Source organism: Sphingomonas sp. BL-S-30 (genome assembly GCF_055521475.1).
Genome location: NZ_CM145481.1, coordinates 1367225 through 1386950, shown reverse-complemented (window position 1 = coordinate 1386950; position 19726 = coordinate 1367225). Strand labels below are relative to the sequence as shown.

Annotated in this window: 18 protein-coding genes and 4 pseudogenes; 6 read left to right on the top strand and 16 right to left on the bottom strand. The window is 65.4% G+C overall.

The genetic code is table 11. The features are described 5' to 3' along the window. Positions 1–4 precede the first annotated feature (4 nt). From ACZ1I5_RS06445 to ACZ1I5_RS06420, 6 genes are all read right to left on the bottom strand, one after another. Positions 5–868, bottom strand: coding sequence for a hypothetical protein (locus ACZ1I5_RS06445; protein ID WP_465172880.1), 864 nt, complete (start codon positions 866–868; stop codon positions 5–7). Positions 869–933: 65 nt separating this feature from the next. Next, a complete protein-coding gene (locus ACZ1I5_RS06440) occupies positions 934–1926 on the bottom strand; it encodes a hypothetical protein (protein WP_465172879.1) in 993 nt (330 codons plus the stop codon). Between the two features lie 27 nt (positions 1927–1953). Beyond that, complete coding sequence (locus ACZ1I5_RS06435) at positions 1954–3150, bottom strand: exo-beta-N-acetylmuramidase NamZ family protein (RefSeq protein ID WP_465172878.1); 1197 nt, start codon at positions 3148–3150, stop codon at positions 1954–1956. After that, positions 3147–3743 (bottom strand): DOMON-like domain-containing protein, encoded by a 597-nt coding sequence (locus ACZ1I5_RS06430; RefSeq protein ID WP_465172877.1) that lies wholly within the window; start codon positions 3741–3743, stop codon positions 3147–3149. The genes ACZ1I5_RS06435 and ACZ1I5_RS06430 overlap by 4 nt, the downstream gene beginning before the upstream one ends. Continuing rightward, the gene (locus ACZ1I5_RS06425; protein WP_465172876.1) at positions 3740–4036 is read right to left on the bottom strand and encodes a GIY-YIG nuclease family protein; all 297 of its coding nucleotides are present in this window, start codon (positions 4034–4036) and stop codon (positions 3740–3742) included. The genes ACZ1I5_RS06430 and ACZ1I5_RS06425 overlap by 4 nt, the downstream gene beginning before the upstream one ends. 76 nt (positions 4037–4112) lie before the next feature. After that, positions 4113–4514 carry a DUF1761 domain-containing protein gene (locus ACZ1I5_RS06420; protein WP_465172875.1) on the bottom strand — a complete coding sequence of 134 codons (402 nt, stop codon included), beginning with the start codon at positions 4512–4514 and terminating at the stop codon, positions 4113–4115. 128 nt (positions 4515–4642) lie between these two features. Between ACZ1I5_RS06420 and rimO the strand changes: the two genes are divergently transcribed. Continuing rightward, entirely contained in the window at positions 4643–5971 is a 1329-nt protein-coding gene (gene rimO / locus ACZ1I5_RS06415; protein ID WP_465172874.1) for a 30S ribosomal protein S12 methylthiotransferase RimO, read from the top strand. A 52-nt stretch (positions 5972–6023) separates the two neighbouring features. On the opposite strand, the gene ACZ1I5_RS06410 is transcribed toward rimO, so the two are convergent. Continuing rightward, a complete protein-coding gene (locus ACZ1I5_RS06410) occupies positions 6024–6287 on the bottom strand; it encodes a hypothetical protein (RefSeq protein WP_465172873.1) in 264 nt (87 codons plus the stop codon). Between the two features lie 264 nt (positions 6288–6551). Between ACZ1I5_RS06410 and ACZ1I5_RS06405 the strand changes: the two genes are divergently transcribed. Next, a complete protein-coding gene (locus ACZ1I5_RS06405; RefSeq protein WP_465172872.1) occupies positions 6552–6893 on the top strand; it encodes a hypothetical protein in 342 nt (113 codons plus the stop codon). Here the strand turns inward: ACZ1I5_RS06405 and ACZ1I5_RS06400 are convergent. The 3 genes from ACZ1I5_RS06400 to ACZ1I5_RS06390 form a co-directional block, all read right to left on the bottom strand. Next, positions 6890–7675 carry a ceramidase domain-containing protein gene (locus ACZ1I5_RS06400; protein ID WP_465172871.1) on the bottom strand — a complete coding sequence of 262 codons (786 nt, stop codon included), beginning with the start codon at positions 7673–7675 and terminating at the stop codon, positions 6890–6892. The genes ACZ1I5_RS06405 and ACZ1I5_RS06400 overlap by 4 nt on opposite strands. Before the next feature lie 63 nt (positions 7676–7738). After that, positions 7739–8596 carry a dienelactone hydrolase family protein gene (locus tag ACZ1I5_RS06395; protein WP_465172870.1) on the bottom strand — a complete coding sequence of 286 codons (858 nt, stop codon included), beginning with the start codon at positions 8594–8596 and terminating at the stop codon, positions 7739–7741. An 81-nt stretch (positions 8597–8677) separates the two neighbouring features. Beyond that, on the bottom strand, positions 8678–11059 hold the full coding sequence (locus ACZ1I5_RS06390; protein WP_465173907.1) for a membrane-bound PQQ-dependent dehydrogenase, glucose/quinate/shikimate family: 2382 nt from the start codon (positions 11057–11059) through the stop codon (positions 8678–8680). A gap of 147 nt (positions 11060–11206) precedes the next feature. Between ACZ1I5_RS06390 and ACZ1I5_RS06385 the strand changes: the two genes are divergently transcribed. Together ACZ1I5_RS06385 and ACZ1I5_RS06380 are read left to right on the top strand one after the other, a co-directional pair. Beyond that, positions 11207–12610 (top strand): serine hydrolase domain-containing protein, encoded by a 1404-nt coding sequence (locus ACZ1I5_RS06385; RefSeq protein ID WP_465173906.1) that lies wholly within the window; start codon positions 11207–11209, stop codon positions 12608–12610. Then, a complete protein-coding gene (locus ACZ1I5_RS06380) occupies positions 12610–13992 on the top strand; it encodes a leucyl aminopeptidase family protein (protein ID WP_465172869.1) in 1383 nt (460 codons plus the stop codon). Before ACZ1I5_RS06385 ends, ACZ1I5_RS06380 begins: the two co-directional genes overlap by 1 nt. 158 nt (positions 13993–14150) lie before the next feature. Here the strand turns inward: ACZ1I5_RS06380 and ACZ1I5_RS06375 are convergent, their stop codons facing one another. Next, on the bottom strand, positions 14151–14540 hold the full coding sequence (locus ACZ1I5_RS06375) for a cupredoxin domain-containing protein (protein WP_465172868.1): 390 nt from the start codon (positions 14538–14540) through the stop codon (positions 14151–14153). Between the two features lie 138 nt (positions 14541–14678). On the opposite strand from ACZ1I5_RS06375, the pseudogene ACZ1I5_RS06370 reads away from it, so the two are divergent. Beyond that, positions 14679–14846: pseudogene (locus tag ACZ1I5_RS06370) on the top strand (transposase); the annotation flags it as partial. Positions 14847–14922: 76 nt separating this feature from the next. On the opposite strand, the gene ACZ1I5_RS06365 reads toward ACZ1I5_RS06370, so the two are convergent. Both ACZ1I5_RS06365 and ACZ1I5_RS06360 read right to left on the bottom strand, forming a co-directional pair. Continuing rightward, positions 14923–16530 (bottom strand): calcium-binding protein, encoded by a 1608-nt coding sequence (locus ACZ1I5_RS06365; protein WP_465172867.1) that lies wholly within the window; start codon positions 16528–16530, stop codon positions 14923–14925. A gap of 129 nt (positions 16531–16659) precedes the next feature. Further along, positions 16660–16807: pseudogene (locus ACZ1I5_RS06360) on the bottom strand (IS5/IS1182 family transposase); the annotation flags it as partial. Positions 16808–16819: 12 nt separating this feature from the next. Between ACZ1I5_RS06360 and ACZ1I5_RS06355 the strand changes: the two are divergent. Then, positions 16820–16946 (top strand): annotated as a pseudogene (locus tag ACZ1I5_RS06355) (transposase); the annotation flags it as partial. 72 nt (positions 16947–17018) lie between these two features. Here ACZ1I5_RS06355 and ACZ1I5_RS06350 read toward each other — a convergent pair. The 3 genes and pseudogenes from ACZ1I5_RS06350 to ACZ1I5_RS06340 form a co-directional block, all read right to left on the bottom strand. Further along, positions 17019–18602 (bottom strand): calcium-binding protein, encoded by a 1584-nt coding sequence (locus ACZ1I5_RS06350; protein ID WP_465172866.1) that lies wholly within the window; start codon positions 18600–18602, stop codon positions 17019–17021. A 391-nt stretch (positions 18603–18993) separates the two neighbouring features. After that, a pseudogene (locus tag ACZ1I5_RS06345) lies at positions 18994–19137 on the bottom strand (IS110 family transposase); the annotation flags it as partial. 168 nt (positions 19138–19305) lie between these two features. Continuing rightward, entirely contained in the window at positions 19306–19695 is a 390-nt protein-coding gene (locus tag ACZ1I5_RS06340) for a cupredoxin domain-containing protein (protein WP_465172865.1), read from the bottom strand. Between the last annotated feature and the right edge of the window lie 31 nt (positions 19696–19726).

Here is a 19726-nt window from a genome sequence, read left to right as displayed (position 1 = left end):
GACCTCACTTTCGTGCCGCGGCTTCGACCGCCCTTGCGATCGCGCTGATCTGATACCCCACTCGCCGGTTACCGGGCATCGCGTAGAGCGCCTTCAGATAGGCGACATCCACGTCGGTCACGGATTGCGGCGGGCTCGCCTCGGGATCGAACAGGGTGAGGATCGTACCGACCTTCGCCCCGCCTTCCACCGGCCTGGTTTTCGCCAGCGCGCGCATCGCGACATAGTCGGCAAGCTGGATCACCGTCTTGCCGGCCATGACCGGGGAGTCGATCACCACCGTCGAGGTGTCGATGATCCGCTTGCTCGATGGATTGAGGATCGATGCGGTCTTCACGTTGAGCGAGGAGGGGCCCATCGGGTTGCTGCTCGACGGCGCGGACAGGCGCTGGCCATCCTCGTTCACCGTGGCGGTCGCGCTCCATGCGCGTACCGGGCCGCCGCCGTCGATGAGCCGGCGGATCTGCGTGGTCTCCAGCCCGGCGAGCAATTCGGGATTGGTCGCCCGCATGCCCTTCACCAGCGCACCGCCATCGGGAGTCGCGACCAGCGCGACATTGCCCGTGCAGTCCTCCGGCGCCACCTCTGCGCCGACCGCCTTTGCGACCTTGCGGATGCGCGCCACGATCTGGCGCGATATCTCGGGCGTGAACCCGATCACCATCGGGCACACCGGCGCCTCGAACCGGGCCACCTGGCCGTCGCTCTTGCCGGCGGTGATGCTGCTGACGAAACGGGCCGCCTCTTCGCGATCCAGCGGCTTGCGCGCGGTCACGACGACATCGTCCTGCGACGAATCCTGGGCGGCGGCCTGTACTGCCCCCATCAGGCCGATCGCCATGGCGACACTCAATCCGATCTTACGCATCCCACGCTCTTTCCAAGGAAAATCGTGACTTCCCCCTGAACGTCCCGACGCCCGATGGCCAGCCGTTACGCCGCGGCCCTAGCCAATAATGCTTCAGCCAGCATCGGCTGTGCTGCGAACGCCCCGTCCTGCCAGCCCGGGACCAGCCGATCGACCACCAGCATCAGCGCCAACCCTTCATCCTGCGACCATTGCTTGCGCCCGCGTCGCACTGCCTTCACCGCCACCGCCGGCGCGTAGACCTTGTTCGGCCCATCGACATAATATTTGTAGATCAGCCATTGGCCGAGCCCTTCCATCTGCAGGAAGATATCGTCGAGCGGCTTCCACTTCTCCTCCGGCCCGACGAACCACATCGCGTGCCGCACGCGCACCGCCGTCAGCGCCTTGCGCGCCAGCCGGCGCGCCTCGGCATCGGTCGGTGCAGCCGCGGCGGCGTAGAGCAGGTCGGTCTCCGCCTGCCAGGCGCTCACATAGGCGGGATCGTCCTTGAATGCGGCCTGGATCGAATCGTCGTTGATGTCCTCGGGCAGACCATAGCGCTTGCTCAGCGCGGCCATTGCTGGGTTGGCGAAGGCGAATTGCCGCGTGTGCATCATCTCGTGCAGCAGCACCCCGTCCATCAGTGTTTCAAGGCCGAGCTCGCTCGTCACCCCGCCTTTCCGCCACACCGACGGCATACTCATCACGAAGAAGCCGCGCGGGTCTTTCGGATTCGGGCCCGCAAAGGACATCACGCCGACGCGCGCGCCGTTGCCGTCGGGCATCGTCACCTTGCCGTGATGCAGCCGCCCGCGCCACCGGATCGGCGCGCCGGTGTGCGGCACGGCATTCGCCTGGCAGGTCGCATCGACCGCCACCACTTCCGGCATCGGCACAGCCGGCAGGTGAAGCAGGTTCGCCTCGGCCCAGCGCCAATTCCCCAGCGCCCGTTCGATCCATAACCGGTCGGCCGGTTGCAGATGGCAAGCGCGTCCGTCACCTGCCGCGACCGATACCGGCCCCATGGCTAGGCAAGCCAGAAGGCCAAGGTGCCGCATCCACATCATCGGTCGCATGCTCGCCTCCCCCGGTCCCGCGGCGCATCAATACAGCAGATAGGGCTTCCGCTCTTCCACCCAGGCGCTCTCGTCCGGGCGCGCTACAGCATCCAGGTCGCCCGCGACCGCCGCCGCGTCGTCGACCCATTCGCGCAGGCCGGGCCCGCCATTGATCACATCGATCGCCAGCTTGCCGAATTCATATTCGTACGGAAAATCGCGCCACAGGTCATAGTCGGGGTATAGCAGCCGGATCGCCTTGAACCCGAGCGCCTGTACCCGCCACGGCTGGAAGGCGTGATGGTCGTAGAACGGCCCCTCGGCATGGATATGCACGCCATTGCAGAGCTTACCGACATGCTTGTGAAAGGTCGGCTGGAACCAGATGTCGCGCAGCGCGCAGCCCTTCAGCCAGTCGGGTGCGAGCCGCCGCATCTCGGCGATCACCGCGCGCGCATCCACATCAGGCGCGCCGAACAGTTCCAGGGGCCGCGTGGTGCCGCGCCCTTCCGACACATTGGTGCCCTCCAGCATCACGGTACCGGCATAGGCCCGCGCCATGTTGACATTGGGCGCGTTCGGACTCGGGTTGATCCAGATCCGGTCGTCCGGCCAGCCGAACCCCGGCGCAACCTCGGGCACCCAGCCCTCCATCTCGATCACCCGGTAATCGACATCGAGCCCCTTCAGCGCGACGAACCAGTGGCCGAGTTCGCCGAGCGTCATCCCGTGCCGCATCGGCATCGGCCCGGCGCCGACGAAACTCTCCCAGCCCGGCAACAGCGTCAGCCCCTCTACCGGACGCCCGGCCGGGTTGGGCCTATCGAGCACTACGACGGTTTTGCCATGCTCGGCCGCCGCCTCGAGCACATAGAGCAAGGTCGTGATGAAGGTGTAGATGCGGCAACCCAGGTCCTGCAGGTCGAACAGCATCACGTCGAAGGTGCCCATCGACTGGCCGGTCGGCCGGCGCACTTCGCCGTACAGGCTGAACACCGGCATACCATAAGTCGGATCGGTGAAGTCGGGCGACTCCATCATGTTGTCCTGCAGGTCGCCGCGCACCCCGTGCTGCGGCCCGAACACTGCGGTAACGTTCAGCCCGCTCGCCACCAGGGCGTCGAGCGAATGCGTGAGATCCGCCGTCACCGAGGCCGGATGAGCAAGCAAGGCGATACGCTTCCCCTCCAGCGGCGCACGCAGGGCGGGGTCGGCGAGCAGGCGATCGATACCGAATTTCATGGGGCGGTGGGTGCCGCGAGCCGTGCCGTAAAGCAATCCCGATCGTGGAAATCCTCCGGCCCCGCCGGATGCGCCAACGCCCAGAAGGACTTGGTCCCGTCGCGTTCCTCGATCACCGTGGTCAGCGCGACATCCCAGTCGACACCCGCCAGCCCTGGCAAGTCGGCGGCCGCCCGCAATTCCGCGACCTCCGCCTCCGGCTGCCACATCACGTCACTCACCGCCGCACCGGCCGCGCGGCGCATCCCGGTACGATGATCGTCGAAATCATAGGCCGCCCATTGCGCCGACGGCGCGATATTGAGCTCCACATAGCGCGACGTCCCTTCGTCCCCGACAAAGGCCTCGAAGCAGCTATGCCGCCACAGCTCGTCCCTGAAGCCGGGCTCCGCCGGCTCGGGCCACAGCACATCGCCGATCGCGCCGGTAACGCGATAGGTCAGGCTCAGCCGGTTCCCATCCCGCCGCGCCGTGACCGCGATCGATCGTACCGCATTGCTCGGACAATCGGGGTGCGGGACGAGCGAAAACGATTCCCCCTGCCCTTCTTCCTTCCCCGGCGAAGGCCGGGGTCCAGTCGGGATGTCGGTCATGGTTGCGCGATCCGGTCGTAAAGGTCTTCCCAATCGGGATTGAGCCCCTCGATCTCACGCACCTTCCACGCCCGCTTCCATTCCTTCATCCGAACCTCTCGCACCCTCGCAGACTCAAGATCGCCGTGCATCTCGTACCAGACCAGCAACCGGCAATCGTATTTCTTCGTGAAGCCCGCAATAACGCCGTTACGATGCTCCCACGCACGCCGGATCAGATGGTTGGTCGAGCCAATGTAGATCGCGCCGTTTCGCCGGTTCGTCATGATGTAAACGTAGAATTGCTCTTCCATTCCAGCGTCCCCCAACTGGACCCCGGCCTTCGCCGGGGAGGGCTATGGTGGCAAGAGCGACATCCTCAAATGCCCCTTATAGCAGCGCGAAAACCACGCCCATCACCGCATAAATCACCAGCCAATACCCCGCATCGATCAGGAACAGCCGCAGCGACTGGCGCGAGAACAGATAGTTCACCCCGATCGACGGCACGATGAAACCAAGCGCGATGCCGCCCGAGATCATCACCGACAGGCTCAGATCCGGCGCGCCGTAGGTGGTCAGCGTGTGATCGAGGATGAAGGCCGAGAACAGGTTGAGCAGGAAGGTCAGGCCGAAGATCATCGGCATGTTGGCGTTCTTCATCGCGTCGTCGCTCAGGCCGCGCGCTGCCTGCCACGCCTTGCCGAAGATCGGGCCGTACCACAGCCCGCCGACAAGAAACCCCGAAACCGCGGCGACCAGGATCGCCAGCCAGTGCACTTCCGTTCCCATCGTGCTTCTCCCCTCGTTTCGCCCACGGCACGATATGCCCGTTCTGGCCCGACTGGAAGTCGACTCTCCGGCCCATGAAGGCGATGACTGGAAAATCCCGCGCGATGCGCCTATGTGGCCCGTTCCCCATGGCAACGATTCTCCCCACCCCGCCGAAAATCGGCATGGTTTCGCTCGGCTGTCCGAAGAACCTGGTCGACAGCGAACGCATCCTGACCAAGCTCCGCTCGGACGGTTATGCGATGTCGCCCGACTATGCCGGTGCCGACGTCGTGCTCGTCAACACCTGCGGCTTCCTCGATTCCGCCAAGGAAGAGAGCCTCGAAGCGATCGGCGAAGCCATCGCCGAAAATGGCCGGGTCATCGTCACCGGCTGCATGGGCAAGGAAGCCGAGACGATCCGCGCCCGCTTCCCCAATGTCCTCGCGGTCACCGGGGCGCATCAATATGAGGAAGTGGTCGGCGCGGTGCACGAGGCAGCGCCGATGCCGCCCAGCGCCTTTCTCAACCTGGTGCCCGAAAGCGGGCTGAAGCTCACCCCGCGCCATTACAGCTATCTGAAGATCTCGGAGGGCTGCAACCATCGCTGCTCTTTCTGCATCATCCCCAGCCTGCGCGGCGACCTGGTCAGCCGCCGCCCCGACGCGATCCTGCGCGAAGCCGAGAAACTGATCGAGGCCGGCACGAAGGAACTTCTGGTCATCAGCCAGGACACCTCGGCTTATGGCGTCGACATCAAACACCACCCACGCATGTGGCACGGCCATGAAGTCCGCGCGCACATGACCGACCTGTCGCGCGAGCTCGGCAAGCTCGGCGCCTGGGTGCGGCTACACTATGTCTACCCTTACCCGCATGTCGACCAGGTCATCCCGCTGATGGCCGAGGGGCTGGTGCTGCCCTATCTCGACATCCCGTTCCAGCATGCCTCGCGCGCCGTGCTGAAGGCGATGCGCCGCCCGGCCAACGAGGCGAAGGTGTTGGAGCGCATCAGGAACTGGCGCGCGATCGAACCCGATATCGCGATCCGCTCGACCTTCGTCGTCGGCTTCCCCGGCGAGACCGAGGATGATTTCCGCTATCTGATGGACTGGCTGGAAGAAGCCCGGCTCGACCGCGTCGGCGCCTTCCGCTTCGAACCCGTCGAGGGCGCCGCAGCGAACGACCTGCCCGATCCGGTGCCCGAAGAGATCAAGGAAGAGCGCTACGCCCGGCTGATGGAGCTGACCGCGCGCATCTCGGCGGAAAAGCTGGAAGCCAAGATCGGCCGCACGCTCGACGTGATCGTCGACGCGGTCGAGGGAGACGGCGCGACCGGCCGGTCCAAGGCGGATGCGCCGGAGATCGACGGCGAGGTTCATCTTCGCGACGCCGGCCATCTCCGCCAGGGCGATATCGCCCAGGTCGAGATCGAGGATGCCGACGAGCACGACCTGTTCGGCGTGCCTGTCGCGTAACCAAAAAGGGAGGCGGCGCCCTGACGGTCGCCACCTCCCCCTCCGATCGCGGTCAACCCCTGTTGGTTACGCCGCCGATACCATCGACGATGCTGCCGACCAGCACACCGCCGGCAAAGCCGGTCAGGGCGCTGGCGAAGATCCCCGCCTCGCCGATCACCGGTGCGAAGACGGTGCCCGCGAGTACGCCGCCGATGGCCCCGGCAAGACCGACGATCCACCACCAGGGATCCGGCTGCGGCGGCCGTGGACCGCGCCACCAGCCGGGCCATTTAGTCCCGCACCACCCCATCATCGCCAAGAATGCATATCCCATGGACAACCTCTCCTGCGTCTCAAATGGCGGACATCGGTCCGACTGGCCGGTGTCTCGCGGGGAGCATCCTCTCATTTCGGGCGTATTCAAGTCATGTTGGCACCGATCTGAGGATTTTCGGGATGCAACTGGCATTCAACATGGCGCTTACTTGCTCACGACATGATATGGTCTTTCACCGTAACCAGTGTTTCCGTCGCTGCCGCATATTGACAGTGTATTGCTTAAACAATACACTTTCGCGACGATGACGAAGGGGTGACAATGGTCAAGACAGCGGTCCTGATGTCGGTGCTCGCGGCGACCCTCGCCGCCTGCGGCCCGGCGCATTTCGACGAGCTGGCCTATTCGGCCGATGTCGATGCGAATCAGAGCGTCGCTCTTTTCACCTGCCGCATATCGTCGAGCGGCAAGTGCGTCTTCCGCTTCGACGGCAATGCCAGCCCCTCCACCGCGACCGTCGCGGTGAACGAGACCGGGGCCGTCAGCGGAATCGGCCCCGGCACCAGCTATTGCGCGACGTCAGGCGCGGACGGCGCGACATGCCATCCCCAGACGCTCCAGGCAGGCAAGCAGACGATCCGCCACGTCAAGCGCAGCTCCTAGGCTTCGGCCCGCTCGCTGCGATAATAAGCGAAGGTCAGCCAGGTCGCGACGGCGCCGAGCAGGTGCCAGATCGCGTGCCCCTGGATCAAGCTGGACGGCGCACAGGCCAGCCCGTGCTGGTCGAGGTTCCAGATCGCGAAGGCGATCGCGTTGACCAGGATGCCGGCCAGATAGAAACGCAGCCGCACCCCCTGCCGACGGGGACGCGCAAGGCCGAGTTCGAGGACGATCGCCGCGATCAGCACCACCGCGAACAGCCAGCGCCGGACCTCGGGCGCGACGATCAACACCCCGACAAGAACGAGGCACAACAGCAGGTAGAGCGCGATCGCCTGCCCGTCCGCCATACGCCGCCAGCGAGCCAGCGCGCTCACCAGCAGGAACGACCCCACCAGATACATGCCGAGCACATCGAGGAACTGCCCCCACAAGGTCAGCGTCGCATGGAGCAGCACGGAGCCAAGCCCGACGATGATCGCGGTGATCCCGAAGGCGACCGCGGAAACCGGCGTCATCGCCGAATGCCAGGCCGGCGCGCGGGCCAGCACGATCATCAGGCACCCGGCAAACACGAAGCCCAGCGACGACCAGCTATTGGCCCGCTGGAGGATCAGCGCGCCGATGCGCGGCATCTCGCAGAAACATCGCGTCGCGGTGCAACTCGCCGGAGCATAGACGCTCCAGTCGGGGCCGAGCGCCAAAAGCAGCAAGACGATGCCGATCCCGGCAAGGGCAGTCGCCGCCAGGGCGATCGCCAATGGGCGCAGTCCTGTCTCCTGCATCGCTCTCCCCCTTTGGGGGAGGCTAGCGCGCGCGAGGCAGGTCGCCAAGCGCGCGCCGATCCGTCAGGCCAGGTTTGCCTTGTACAGCTTGAGCAACTCGCCCCACGCCTTTTCCGCGGCCGCCTCATTATAGGTCTGGCTGCCCGGCACGCACCAGCCATGGTCGGCGGGATAGACCTCGACCGTCGCGGGGCGCCCGGCGGCCTCGAACGCTTTTTTCAGTACGTCCTTCGCCTCGGGCTGGCGCGCATCGTCATTCTGGGCGACCGCGACCAGATAGGCCGCCTTGGTCTTCGGAATCAGCAGATGCGGGCTGGACGGCTCGGCGGTGACGAGCCCGCCGCCATGAAAGCTGCCGACCGCGCCGATCCGCCCCGGTACCGCAGCCGCCGTGCGGAACGACAATGGCCCGCCCATGCAATAGCCCTGCACGCCGACCTTCTTCTTTTTATTGGTCTGCGGTTGCTGGTCGAGAAAGGCGAGATAGGCGGCGGCATCCGTGTCGACGCCGGCGTCGGTCATCGCCTGGCGGAAGCCCATGACCTTGGCGCGGTCGTCCGGCTTGCTGAAATCGAACGCCCCGTCGACCACGGGCGCGCGCTTGCTGCGGTAAAAGGGGTTGGGCACGAGCACGACATAGCCTTCGTTCGACAGGCGCCGGCCCAGTTCGCGGAACACCGGGCGCAGGCCGAGAATGTCGGGCCAGACCACCACCGCCGGCCAGGGCCCCTTGCCCTTGGGGTAGAAGAGCGCGGCGTCGGCTTCGCCGTCGGCGGTCTTCACCGTCACGTCGGTCTCGACGACATTGTCCGCGAGCGCCGTCGTCGCCAGCCCGGCCACCGCCACGCCAGCGATCACGAACGCCCGGCGGGACAATGCGGACGTCTCTACCAGCCCTTGATGGATGTCGCTGTCACACATGCCGTCTCTCCCGGTTTTTGCGTGGCATCATTCGACGGGCGGCGTCGGCGCCTGTCAAGGGCTGTGGCGGCCCTATCGGCCCTAACTCCGCTGCGGCAGGGCATAGGCGATCACCTGGTCGCCGATCGGCGTCTCCATGAAATGATGCCCGCCGGTCACGATCACCAGATATTCGCGCCCGCCCTGTTCATAGACCATCGGCGTTGCCTGCCCGCCCGCCGGCAGCACGTCGGACCAGAGCGTCTTGCCCGTGCGCAGGTCGATCGCGCGGATCAGATTGTCGGTCGCCGCCGCGACGAACACCAGGCCGCCCGCCGTCACCACCGCACCGCCATTGTTCGGCGTGCCGATATGGAAGGGCAGCATCGAGGGGATGCCGAACGGCCCGTTGGTCCGCGCGGTGCCGAGCGGCCGGTCCCACAGGGTCTTGCCCGTGGCGATCTCGATCGCCCTGATCCCGCCATAAGGCGGCTGCTTGCAGAGGAGGCCGGTGAAGGGCATCCGCCAGCCGGCATTGACGTTGATCGCATAGGGCGTGTTCGCCTGCGGGTCGCCCGCGCCCTCGATGCCGCCGATCTTGCCGCGTGCCTGGTCGCGCGGCGTCCAGCCGCGCTTGTTCGCCTCGGCGCGCGGCACCAGCCGGACATAATTAGGCATGTCGTTGTAATTGGCGACGATCACCCCGCGCTGCGGATCGACCGCGATACCGCCCCAGTCGCTGCCGCCATTATAGCCGGGATATTCGATCGAGGGCCGATCAGCCTCGGGCGGCGTGAAGAAGCCCTTGTAGCTCGCCCGGTGGAACTGGATGCGGCAGATCATCTGGTCGATCGGCGACATGCCCCACATGTCGCGCTCGGTCAGCGCCGGCTTGCGCAGCGTCTGCCACAGCGAGACGATCTGGGTCGGCGCGCGCTGCTCGGGTTCGACCCCGCCGCCCGGCGCCCTGATCGTGCCCACCGGCGTCAGCGGCCGCCCGGTGCGACGGTCGAGCACATAGAGATCGCCCTGCTTCGACGGCAGCACCAGCGCCGGCGTGCCCTTGTAATCGATCAGCGTCGCCTGGCTGCCGAAGTCGTAATCCCACACATCCTTGTTCACCGCCTGGAAGCGCCAGCGCGGTTTGCCCGTCGTCACGTCGATCGCGACCAGCGAGGTGGCGAAGAAATTCTCCGCCGGGCGGCGCAGGCTCGAATAATAATCCGCCGTCGAATTGCCCATCGGCAGATAGACCAGGCCCAGCTGCTCGTCGCCCGACGCCGTGGTCCACATGTTCGGCGTGCCGCGCGTATAGGTCTGGCCCGCCGGCGGCATGCCGGTGATGTCGGGGCGCATCATGTCCCACGCCCAGCGCAGCTTGCCGGTCACCGCGTCATAGGCCTGGATCACGCCCGACGGCTCCCAGCGATCCTGTCCGTCGAGCACCTGGTGCCCGGTCACGATCACCCCGCGCACGATGGTCGGCGCTGAATTGATCGAGACATAGCCCGGCGGCACCGCGCCCATGCCGGCCTTGATGTCGACCTGCCCGCCCGTGCCGAAATCGGCACAGGGCTTGCCCGTCGCCGCGTCCAGCTCGAAAATCCGGCCGTCGAGCGTTCCCTCGACGATCCGCGCCGCGCAGGCCGTTCCGGCGGCGGCGCCCGGCACCGCATAATAGCTCACCCCGCGGCAGGCCGCGGTATAGGGGATCGCGTCGTCCGCCACCTTGGGGTCGAAGCGCCAGCGCTCCTTGCCGGTCGCCCCATCGAGCGCGATGGCGAGGTTCTTCGGGGTGCAGAGATACAGGCTGTCGCCGATCTTGAGCGGCGTGGTCTCCGCGCCATAGGTCCCGGCGATCGCCTTGCTCGACGGCATGTCGCCGGTGTGGACCAGCCAGGCACGCTTCAGCCCGCCGACATTGCCGTTGTTGATCTGCGCCAGCGGCGAGAAGCGCCGCGCGCTATAGGTGCCGCCATAGGCCGGCCAGTCGGGCCCGGTCGCCTGGCCCGAGGGGTCGGCGAACCCGGGCGATTGCGGCGCGGGCAGCGCGGCCACCGCCACATCGTCGCGCGTGCCGAGCATGCCGAACAGCACCACCGTCGCGACCAGCAGCACCGCGATCGCGCCCTGCGCGATGCGCCAGCGCTTCGGCGCGCTCGACAGGGTCGGCATCACCGCCAGCACCGCCACCAGCAGCACGATCGGCGCGACGATGCGCGGTACCAGCGCCCAGACATTGGTCCCGACCTCGGCAAAGGCCCATAACAGGGTGAGCGCAACCACCGCGACATAGATCCAGCCGCCCAGCAGCCGCTGGCGCACCAGCAGTACCCCGGCGGCGACCATCGCCACGCCCGTCACCAGATAATAAAGCGACCCGCCCAGCACGGCGAGCCAGACCCCGCCGATGCTCAGCACCGCCCCGATCAGCGCGACGACGAGGCCGATGATGGCGGCGATCCAGCTGTGACGGACCGGCATGACGATTTCCCTGTTGCCCCGCTTCACCCAAACCAGCGAAGGCACTGGTTGTTTCCATGACAAAATCGTCATCGCCGCCCCCTTCCCTTTGCGGCGCTAAGGTGAAAAGACGGGCTCCCCCGCCGCTGGCAAGGTGACTGATTGACAATGCTGCTCCGCTCGACGCTGACCCTGGTCGCGCTGTTCGCCGCGACCCCCGCTTTCGCCCAGGCCCTCACCGCCGAGGAACGCGCCCAGGTCGACCGGATCGTTACGGACTCGCTGAAGGCGACCGACGTCCCCTCGGCCTCGATCGCGGTGGTGCGCGGCGGCGAGATCGTCTTCGCCAAGGCCTATGGCAAGCAGGCCGAGAACCAGCCCGTTCCGCGCGACGAGGCGCCCTACCAGATCGCGTCGGTCTCCAAGCAGTTCACCGCCGCCGCGCTGCTGCTGCTCCAGAAGGACGGCACGCTCAGCCTCGACGACAGCGTCGCCAGATATGTCCCGGACATCACTGACGGCGACCGGATCAGCATCCGCCAGCTGCTCAGCCACACTTCGGGCCTGCAGGATTACTGGCCGCAGGATTACAGCTTCAAGGCCATGGCCACCCCGGTCACGCCGCAGGGCATCGTCGATCGCTGGGCGAAGAAACCGCTCGATTTCGCGCCGGGCACGCAGTGGCAATATTCCAATACCGGCTATGTCGTCGCCGGCATGATCGTCGAGAAGGTCGCCGGCATGCCGCTGCTCGACTTTCTCGAGCTGCGCATCTTCAAGCCGCTCGGCATCACCGCCTACGATCAGGATCTCGCAATCGGCAAGGGCTTCCCCCAGGGCTATGGCCGCGCCGCGATGGGCCCGGTGCGCGTCGCTACTCCCGCCGCGCATGGCTGGCTGTTCGCGGCGGGCGAGCTGGCGATGAGCGCGCGCGACCTCGCGAAATGGGACGTCGCCCGGCTCGACCGCAAGATCCTCGCCCCCGACGACTGGATGCTCCAGGAAACCCCGGTCAAGCTCACGGACGGCAGCTCGACCGGCTATGGCCTCGGCGTCTCGATCGGCAGCGCCAATGGCCGGCGCTTCATCGAGCATAGCGGCGAGGCGGTCGGCTTCCTCTCCGAGAATATCGTCTATCCGGACGAGAAGGCGGCGATCGTCGTGCTGACCAACACCTGGTCGAGCGACGCCTTCATCTCGATCAGCCAGGCGCTCGCCCGGACCCTGCTCCCGCCCCTGCCCCCGGCCCCGGCCGATACCGCGGACGCCGCCGCGCTCGGCACCGCGCGGCGCGTGTTCGATCAGCTCCGCACCGGCGCGCTCGACCGCGCGCTGCTGACCGACAATGCCAATTATTATTTCACCCCCGTCACGCTTGACGATTACCGTACCAGCCTGGTCCCGCTCGGCGATCCGGTCACCTTCGTCCAGACCGGCCGCGCCCGGCTGCGCGGCGGTTTCGTCGGCCGCTCCTACCGCGTCACCTATGCCAGTCGCGCGCTGACCATCAGCAGCTATGCCGACCAGAGCGGCAAGATCGAACAATTCCTCATCACCCCGGTGCAACGCTGATGCCGACGAAATTGCTCCAGCCCGATCGCGGCCAGCCCGCGCAGGCGATCGAGATCGTCGAGGCCGACGGCTTCGAGGCCTGGCTCAAGGCGCAGCCGCCCCGTATCCGCGCGGCGGTCGCGGCGCAGAAGCTCAGCAGCAAGACCGGCGCCAAAGCGGGCGCCAGCGCGATCCTGCCCGGCGAGGCCGACGACTGGTCGGTCATACTGGTGGTGAAGCACGCCGCGCTCGGCGCCTGGGACCTCGCCAGGCTGGCCGAGACGCTCCCGGAGGGAAGCTACCGCCCCTCGCGCGACGCGGGCGCCGCGATGCTCGGCTGGGTGCTCGGCCAATACCGGTTCGACCGCTACCGCAAGCCCGAGGGCGAGGGCCCGCGGATCCTGTTGTCGGGCGAGCCGGCGCGGTTCGAGGAGATCGTCCGCATCGCCGCCGCCACCAACAAGGTGCGCGACCTGGTCAATATCGGCGCGTCCGATCTCGGCCCGGCCGAGCTCGAGGCCGAAGTCGCGACTCTCGCCGAGGCGCATGGCGCGACGCTCCACGTCACCCGGGGCGAGGCGCTGGCCAAGGGCTATCCGATGGTCCACACCGTCGGCCAGGCCGCCGCCAAGGGCCGCGAGCCGCGGCTGATCGAGCTCGAATGGGGCGATCCGAAACACCCGCGCATCGCGATCATCGGCAAGGGCGTGTGCTTCGATTCCGGCGGGCTCGACATCAAGCCCTCGTCGGGCATGCGGCTGATGAAGAAGGACATGGGCGGCGCGGCGCACGCGCTGGCGCTGGCCGGGCTGGTCATGGCGGGGCGGCTCAAGGTCCGGCTTCACCTGCTGATCCCCGCGGTCGAGAACGCCATTGCCGGCAATGCCTTCCGCCCCGGCGACGTGCTCAAAACGCGCAAGGGCCTGACCGTCGAGAACACCAATACCGATGCCGAAGGCCGGCTGATCCTCGGCGACGCGCTCACCCGCGCCGGCGAGGACAAGCCCGCGCTGATCCTCGATTTCGCGACCTTGACCGGGGCCGCGCGCGTCGCGGTCGGGCCCGATCTCCCGGCGACCTTCGTCAATGACGAGCCGCTGGCCGACGCGCTGTTCGCCGCCTCGCGCGAAGTGGACGATCCGCTGTGGCGCCTGCCGTTATGGGACGGTTATGACGAAATGCTCAAATCCGACATCGCCGACATGGTGAACGCGCCCGATGGCGGCTATGCCGGCGCGGTGACGGCGGCGTTGTTCCTCCGACGCTTCGTGCCCGAGGGCACGCCCTGGGCGCATCTCGACACCTTCGCCTGGCGCCCCGCCGCCAAGCCAGGCCGCCCCAAGGGCGGCGACGCCCTCGGCCTGCGCGCCGCCTGGGCGATGCTGAAGGCGAAATATAGCTGAGGCGCCACACATCCCCCGTTCGCCCTGAGCTTGTCGAAGCCTGTCCTGAGCGCCTGCCTTGGCAGGCAGTCGAAGGGGGCTGCTCTTCTAAGTCGCCAGCCATGAAGAAGGTTAGTCGACGGGCTCGGCACGAACGGGTGAAGATGTAGGACCGGGCCCTACTGCACCACGATCGTCCCGGTCATCCCGAAGGTCGAATGCATGAAATGCGTGCAATGCGCCTCGTAGCGGCCGGCCACAGGCGCGGTCAGGTGCACATCGGCCGACTGGCCGCCGTCCAGCGCGATCTTGCCCCTGGCGACCACCGCCCGATCCTCCGATGCGACGCGCGCCGCGTCGAAGAACGCCTTGGCCTCGAAATCATGCCCGCCCTTCGCCTGGTTGACGACGTGCAGCACATAGGGCTGCCCGTGCTGCAGGGTGATCGTGTCGGGCGTGAACTTGAAATTGGACAGGTCGATCTCGACCCGCTGGGCGTTGCCCTGCGCGGGCGCCTGCGCCCCTACGAGGCCGAGCAGCGCGACGGCGGACAGAAAAAGCGGTTTCATGTGGCGATACTCCGAACGGGCACCCCTGCCGATACCTCAATAGGAGCGCGCTGCCGGTGCGTTCAACCATATCTTGGTTGGGGGCATTCTCGCCCTGCCCCCGCGGCGCAACGGATGTCACTGAATACCGTGCCGGCCGGCGACGTCGCCATCATGGATAAACTGAGCAGTCACAAACGGCCCGCCATCCGTAAGGCGATCCGCAGCGCCGACGCCAGGCTGTTGTTCCTGCCGCCCTACAACCCCGATCTCGATCCGATCGAGCAGGTCTTCGCCAAGCTCACGCACCTGATGCTCAAAGCCGCTGCAGCGGATCAGCCATCCCGGCGAAGGTTGGTTCGAGAAGGATCTGGCGTCGCTGTTCCTCGACCTTGCGCAACGGCTATCCGAAATAGAAGTCGTCGGGTGTCAGCGCCTCGAGAATCCCGCCCCACAGGGTGATCGTGTTGCCTTGCGATATCGTAATGACAACATCGCCGCCAACCTGGGCACTCGCGGCCATCACCGTATCGTAATCGGTGAAGACCGATGGATCGAACACCAGCAGGTCGTGTGCCGGTCCACGTCCGACCTCGGCGGAGAAATCGTAGATGATGTCGTTGCCGGTCGCCCGATCGCCGAAGTAGAAATGATCCTCGCCCGCCTCGCCGCGCATCTGGTCGTTCCCGGCACCGCCCATGAGGCCGTCATTGCCGGCACCGCCGTAGAGAATATCGTTCCCGGTGCCGCCGACCACCTGATCGTTGCCGTCGCCGCCCCAGAGCTGGTCGTCGCCCGCATCGCCATAGATGAAGGCACCGGTGTTGGTCCCGCTCACCTGGATCAGGTCGTTGCCGTCCTCGCCATAGAGCAGGTCGCCGCCGCCGGCCTTATCGAAGATGAGATCGTCGCCCGCGCCGCCGGCCAGCTCGTCCCGGCCCTCGCCGCCTTCGAGACTGTCATTGCCAGCCTCGCCAAAGAGGTGGTCGTCATTGCCATAACCCTCGAGCGTATCTTTTCCGTCGCCGCCGTAGAACCAGTCGGCAACGCCCCCCCCGAGCCCCGAGCCAACCGACGAGCCAGCGATGTGGTCGTTGCCCCCATAACCGAACACCGTCTCGGTAGCGCCACCACGACTCATATTAATGGAGTCGGCATACGGCGTTCCATAAACAAGATTACTTTCCGCGTTATCAACGAACGAGGCGCCTCTATTATTAGAGCGCGCGAGAAACCCATCTGTAACAAACAGATAAATACGTTCTACGTTCTCGACGCCACCCGTACTTTCGCTATCAAGCAACATGACAGTGTCATAGCCACCCCCCACTTCCTCCCGAACGCTATCATCGTTTCCTTGAGCCCCGACTATCCAATAGGTGTCGTCGCCGGCGCCGCCATAAAGCGTGTCCCTGATGGTGCCAGAGTTGTTGTTATAGACACCCGTGTAATTATACCCCCAGCTGTACAGGATATCGTTGCCGTCGCCGCCATAGAGCGCGTTGCTGCCCCAGCCGCCGTTCAGGAGATCGTCGCCGGCGCCGCCGTAGAGCGTGTCGTCCCCTGAAAGATTGACGAATTCGTCATCGCCGAACAGGCGGTCATTGCCGTCCCCGCCGTATAAGGTATCAGTGCCTTGCCCGCCTGCGACGAAATCGTCGCCCTCGTCACCATAGACGATGTCGTCGCCGCCGCTGCCGCGGCTCGGATCGAACGCCGATCCGCCGTACAGCGTGTCATTCCCCAGCCCGCCATGAATGAGGTCATAGCCCTCCTTGCCGTCCACCTGGTCGTCACCGGCACCCGCGTCGATATCGTCCTGGAGGTTGGTGCCCACCAGGACGTCGTTGCCCGGCGTGCCGGTGATCGTCGCCATGGCGACTATTCCAGGATCGTTCTCGGGCAGGATCGTCGCCACATAGCGTCCCCCGAAAGGATATCCGACGCCACCGATGGTCGAGACATCGACCCTGCCGCGATCATTTGCCAGAAAACTGCTAATGGCTGCCATGGAATCTCTCCGGATCAGCCACCTGAGCGCGTGACCGGGGCCATGAATAACTCTCTAACAGGCCGATGCAAATCGGTTTTTGGCGCCACTGTCCTTTAGGCTGGCTCGTTGGGAGGCGTTGACAAATTGTCGCATCCACAGGCGGATTGAGACGAGATGTACGAAGCCGAAATAGCTATCGATGGGTTGCGAGACGCCCGGCGTTCTTGACCTTGTCGAAGCAGCGCTCGACCATGTTGCGCAAGGCATAGATGTCGGCATCGACGGGTAGTTGCACCTATTTCGGCCCGCCATCCGTAAGGCGATCCGCAGCGCCGACGCCAGGCTGTTGTTCCTGCCGCCCTACAACCCCGATCTCGATCCGATCGAGCAGGTCTTCGCCAAGCTCACGCACCTGATGCTCAAAGCCGCTGCAGCGGATCAGCCATCCTGGCGAAGGTTGGTTCGAGAAGGATCTGGCGTCTCTGTTCCTCGACCTTGCGCAACGGCTATCCGAAATAAAAGTCGTCGGGTGTCAGCGCCTCGAGAATCCCGCCCCACAGGGTGATCGTGTTGCCTTGCGATATCGTAATGACAACATCGCCGCCAACCTGGGCACTCGCGGCCATCACCGTATCGTAATCGGTGAAGACCGATGGATCGAACACCAGCAGGTCGTGTGCCGGTCCACGTCCGACCTCGGCGGAGAAATCGTAGATGATGTCGTTGCCGGTCGCCCGATCGCCGAAGTAGAAATGATCCTCGCCCGCCTCGCCGCGCATCTGGTCGTTCCCGGCACCGCCCATGAGGCCGTCATTGCCGGCACCGCCGTAGAGAATATCGTTCCCGGTGCCGCCGACCACCTGATCGTTGCCGCCGCCGCCCCAGAGCTGGTCGTCGCCCGCATCGCCATAGATGAAGGCACCGGTGTTGGTCCCGCTCACCTGGATCAGGTCGTTGCCGTCCTCGCCATAGAGCAGGTCGCCGCCGCCGGCCTTATCGAAGATGAGATCGTCGCCCGCGCCGCCGGCCAGCTCGTCCCGGCCCTCGCCGCCTTCGAGACTGTCATTGCCAGCCTCGCCAAAGAGGTGGTCGTCGTTTCGATTGCCTTCAATCCGGTCGTTTCCTTCGCCGCCGTAGAGCCAGTCCGCCGCGGGATCGCCCCGGAAATAGTCATTGCCAGCGCCGCCATATACAAGCTCGGTGGTGTCGCCCTGATCCACATAAAAACGGTCGTCGCCCGGTGTTCCATAGACAACGTTGCTTAGCTTATTATCGTTAAAGGTCACGCCGCTAAAGGGCTGGATTGCTGCGAATCCGGGAGAAATGAATAGATAGAATCGCTCGATGTTCTCTCCAGGAAACATCCCGTCATTATTCAAGATCATGGCCGTATCGTAGCCACCGTTGGGGTCCTCACGCATGATATCCCGGAAACCGTTGGCGCCAATTACCCAATAGGTGTCGTCGCCGGCGCCGCCATAAAGCGTGTCCTTGATGTTGGCAGAGTTGTCATAGACATCCGGGTTGTAGTCATACCCCCAGCTGTACAGGATATCGTTGCCGTCGCCGCCATAGAGCGTGTTGCTGCCCCAGCCGCCGTTCAGGAGATCGTCGCCGGCGCCGCCGTAGAGCGTGTCGTCCCCTGAAAGATTGACGAATTCGTCATCGCCGAACAGGCGGTCATTGCCGTCCCCGCCGTATAAGGTATCAGTGCCTTGCCCGCCTGCGACGAAATCGTCGCCCTCGTCACCATAGACGATGTCGTCGCCGCCGCTGCCGCGGCTCGGATCGAACGCCGATCCGCCGTACAGCGTGTCATTCCCCAGCCCGCCATGAATGAGGTCATAGCCCTCCTTGCCGTCCACCTGGTCGTCACCGGCACCCGCGTCGATATCGTCCTGGAGGTTGGTGCCCACCAGGACGTCGTTGCCCGGCGTGCCGGTGATCGTCGCCATGGCGACTATTCCAGGATCGTTCTCGGGCAGGATCGTCGCCACATAGCGTCCCCCGAAAGGATATCCGACGCCGCCGATGGTCGAGATATCGACCCTGCCGCGATCATTTGCCAGAAAACTGCTAATGGCTGCCATGGAATCTCTCCGGAGATCAGCCACCTGAGCGCGTGACCAAGGTTATGAATAACTCTCTAACAAACCAGTGCAAATCGGTTTTTGCAGCCGCTGTCCTTTAGGCTGGAATTACGGTGACAGGAATTGCGGTGACATGACCATATCTCCACGCCTGCAGCCGCGCAGTGCCGGCCCAGCAGGTCGCGGTACAGCGCATAATCCTCATCGCCGAAGAAGGTCTGCGCGCGACCGCTGCCGCGCTGCGTCACATGGTGGGCGTGACCCGTGAAAACCGCGCGAGCACGGCGACCCATGCGGTAAACTATCGCGACATCGCCGACCGGTCAATTGAATGGACTGTCGCTGGAACTACGGTCAAATTGAGTGGACTGTCACCGGTACCATCCGTCGCCCCCGCCTTGACCTCGTGCTTCGAGATCTTCTGGCGGCCCGGCTGGATAGAACTCACTACCCATTTTACCGTCGACAGTTCCAATGAAACGAAAATGGCGCCAAGATCGGTGCGGATAGTGGTCTGTTCGATCGGGCAGTCCAAAAGCTTCACGGTCGCGTCCAGGGTTGGTGTTAGCAACCGCATCCTGCCAAAGGCCGGGCCGCCATCCACCCCACATGGAATCTGTCACCGGTACCTTCTCGCTCCAGGCCGATCATGGCGACGCGCGTGGACGCGGCACCGCGACCTCAAGGGCGGCGCGAACGTCCCTTACTGCACCACGATCGTCCCGGTCATCCCGAAGGTCGAATGCATGAAATGCGTGCAATGCGCCTCATAGCGGCCGGCCGCCGGCGCGGTCAGGTGCACATCGACCGACTGGCCGCCGTCCAGCGCGATCTTGCCCTTGGCGACCACCGCACGGTCCTCCGGCGCGACGCGCGCGGCATCGAAGAACGCCTTGGCCTCGAAATCATGCCCGCCCTTCGCCTGGTTGACGAAATGCAGCACATAGGGCTGGCCGTGCTGCAGGGTGATCGTGTCGGGCGTGAACTTGAAGTTGGACAGGTCGATCTCGACCCGCTGCGCGCTGCCCTGCGCAGGCGCCTGCGCCCCGGCTAGGGCGAGCAGCGCGACGGCGGACAGAATGAGCGGTTTCATGTGGCGATACTCCGGACTGACAACCCCCAGG

What these genes read in the sequence shown, in the direction of transcription:
- ACZ1I5_RS06445 (WP_465172880.1), bottom strand. Translation starts at nt 868, where the DNA reads ATGCGTAAGATCGGATTGAGTGTCGCCATGGCGATCGGCCTGATGGGG.
- ACZ1I5_RS06440 (WP_465172879.1), bottom strand. Translation starts at nt 1,926, where the DNA reads ATGCGACCGATGATGTGGATGCGGCACCTTGGCCTTCTGGCTTGCCTA.
- ACZ1I5_RS06435 (WP_465172878.1), bottom strand. Translation starts at nt 3,150, where the DNA reads ATGAAATTCGGTATCGATCGCCTGCTCGCCGACCCCGCCCTGCGTGCG.
- ACZ1I5_RS06430 (WP_465172877.1), bottom strand. Translation starts at nt 3,743, where the DNA reads ATGACCGACATCCCGACTGGACCCCGGCCTTCGCCGGGGAAGGAAGAA.
- ACZ1I5_RS06425 (WP_465172876.1), bottom strand. Translation starts at nt 4,036, where the DNA reads ATGGAAGAGCAATTCTACGTTTACATCATGACGAACCGGCGAAACGGC.
- ACZ1I5_RS06420 (WP_465172875.1), bottom strand. Translation starts at nt 4,514, where the DNA reads ATGGGAACGGAAGTGCACTGGCTGGCGATCCTGGTCGCCGCGGTTTCG.
- rimO (WP_465172874.1), top strand. Translation starts at nt 4,643, where the DNA reads ATGGCAACGATTCTCCCCACCCCGCCGAAAATCGGCATGGTTTCGCTC.
- ACZ1I5_RS06410 (WP_465172873.1), bottom strand. Translation starts at nt 6,287, where the DNA reads ATGGGATATGCATTCTTGGCGATGATGGGGTGGTGCGGGACTAAATGG.
- ACZ1I5_RS06405 (WP_465172872.1), top strand. Translation starts at nt 6,552, where the DNA reads ATGGTCAAGACAGCGGTCCTGATGTCGGTGCTCGCGGCGACCCTCGCC.
- ACZ1I5_RS06400 (WP_465172871.1), bottom strand. Translation starts at nt 7,675, where the DNA reads ATGCAGGAGACAGGACTGCGCCCATTGGCGATCGCCCTGGCGGCGACT.
- ACZ1I5_RS06395 (WP_465172870.1), bottom strand. Translation starts at nt 8,596, where the DNA reads ATGTGTGACAGCGACATCCATCAAGGGCTGGTAGAGACGTCCGCATTG.
- ACZ1I5_RS06390 (WP_465173907.1), bottom strand. Translation starts at nt 11,059, where the DNA reads ATGCCGGTCCGTCACAGCTGGATCGCCGCCATCATCGGCCTCGTCGTC.
- ACZ1I5_RS06385 (WP_465173906.1), top strand. Translation starts at nt 11,207, where the DNA reads ATGCTGCTCCGCTCGACGCTGACCCTGGTCGCGCTGTTCGCCGCGACC.
- ACZ1I5_RS06380 (WP_465172869.1), top strand. Translation starts at nt 12,610, where the DNA reads ATGCCGACGAAATTGCTCCAGCCCGATCGCGGCCAGCCCGCGCAGGCG.
- ACZ1I5_RS06375 (WP_465172868.1), bottom strand. Translation starts at nt 14,540, where the DNA reads ATGAAACCGCTTTTTCTGTCCGCCGTCGCGCTGCTCGGCCTCGTAGGG.
- ACZ1I5_RS06365 (WP_465172867.1), bottom strand. Translation starts at nt 16,530, where the DNA reads ATGGCAGCCATTAGCAGTTTTCTGGCAAATGATCGCGGCAGGGTCGAT.
- ACZ1I5_RS06350 (WP_465172866.1), bottom strand. Translation starts at nt 18,602, where the DNA reads ATGGCAGCCATTAGCAGTTTTCTGGCAAATGATCGCGGCAGGGTCGAT.
- ACZ1I5_RS06340 (WP_465172865.1), bottom strand. Translation starts at nt 19,695, where the DNA reads ATGAAACCGCTCATTCTGTCCGCCGTCGCGCTGCTCGCCCTAGCCGGG.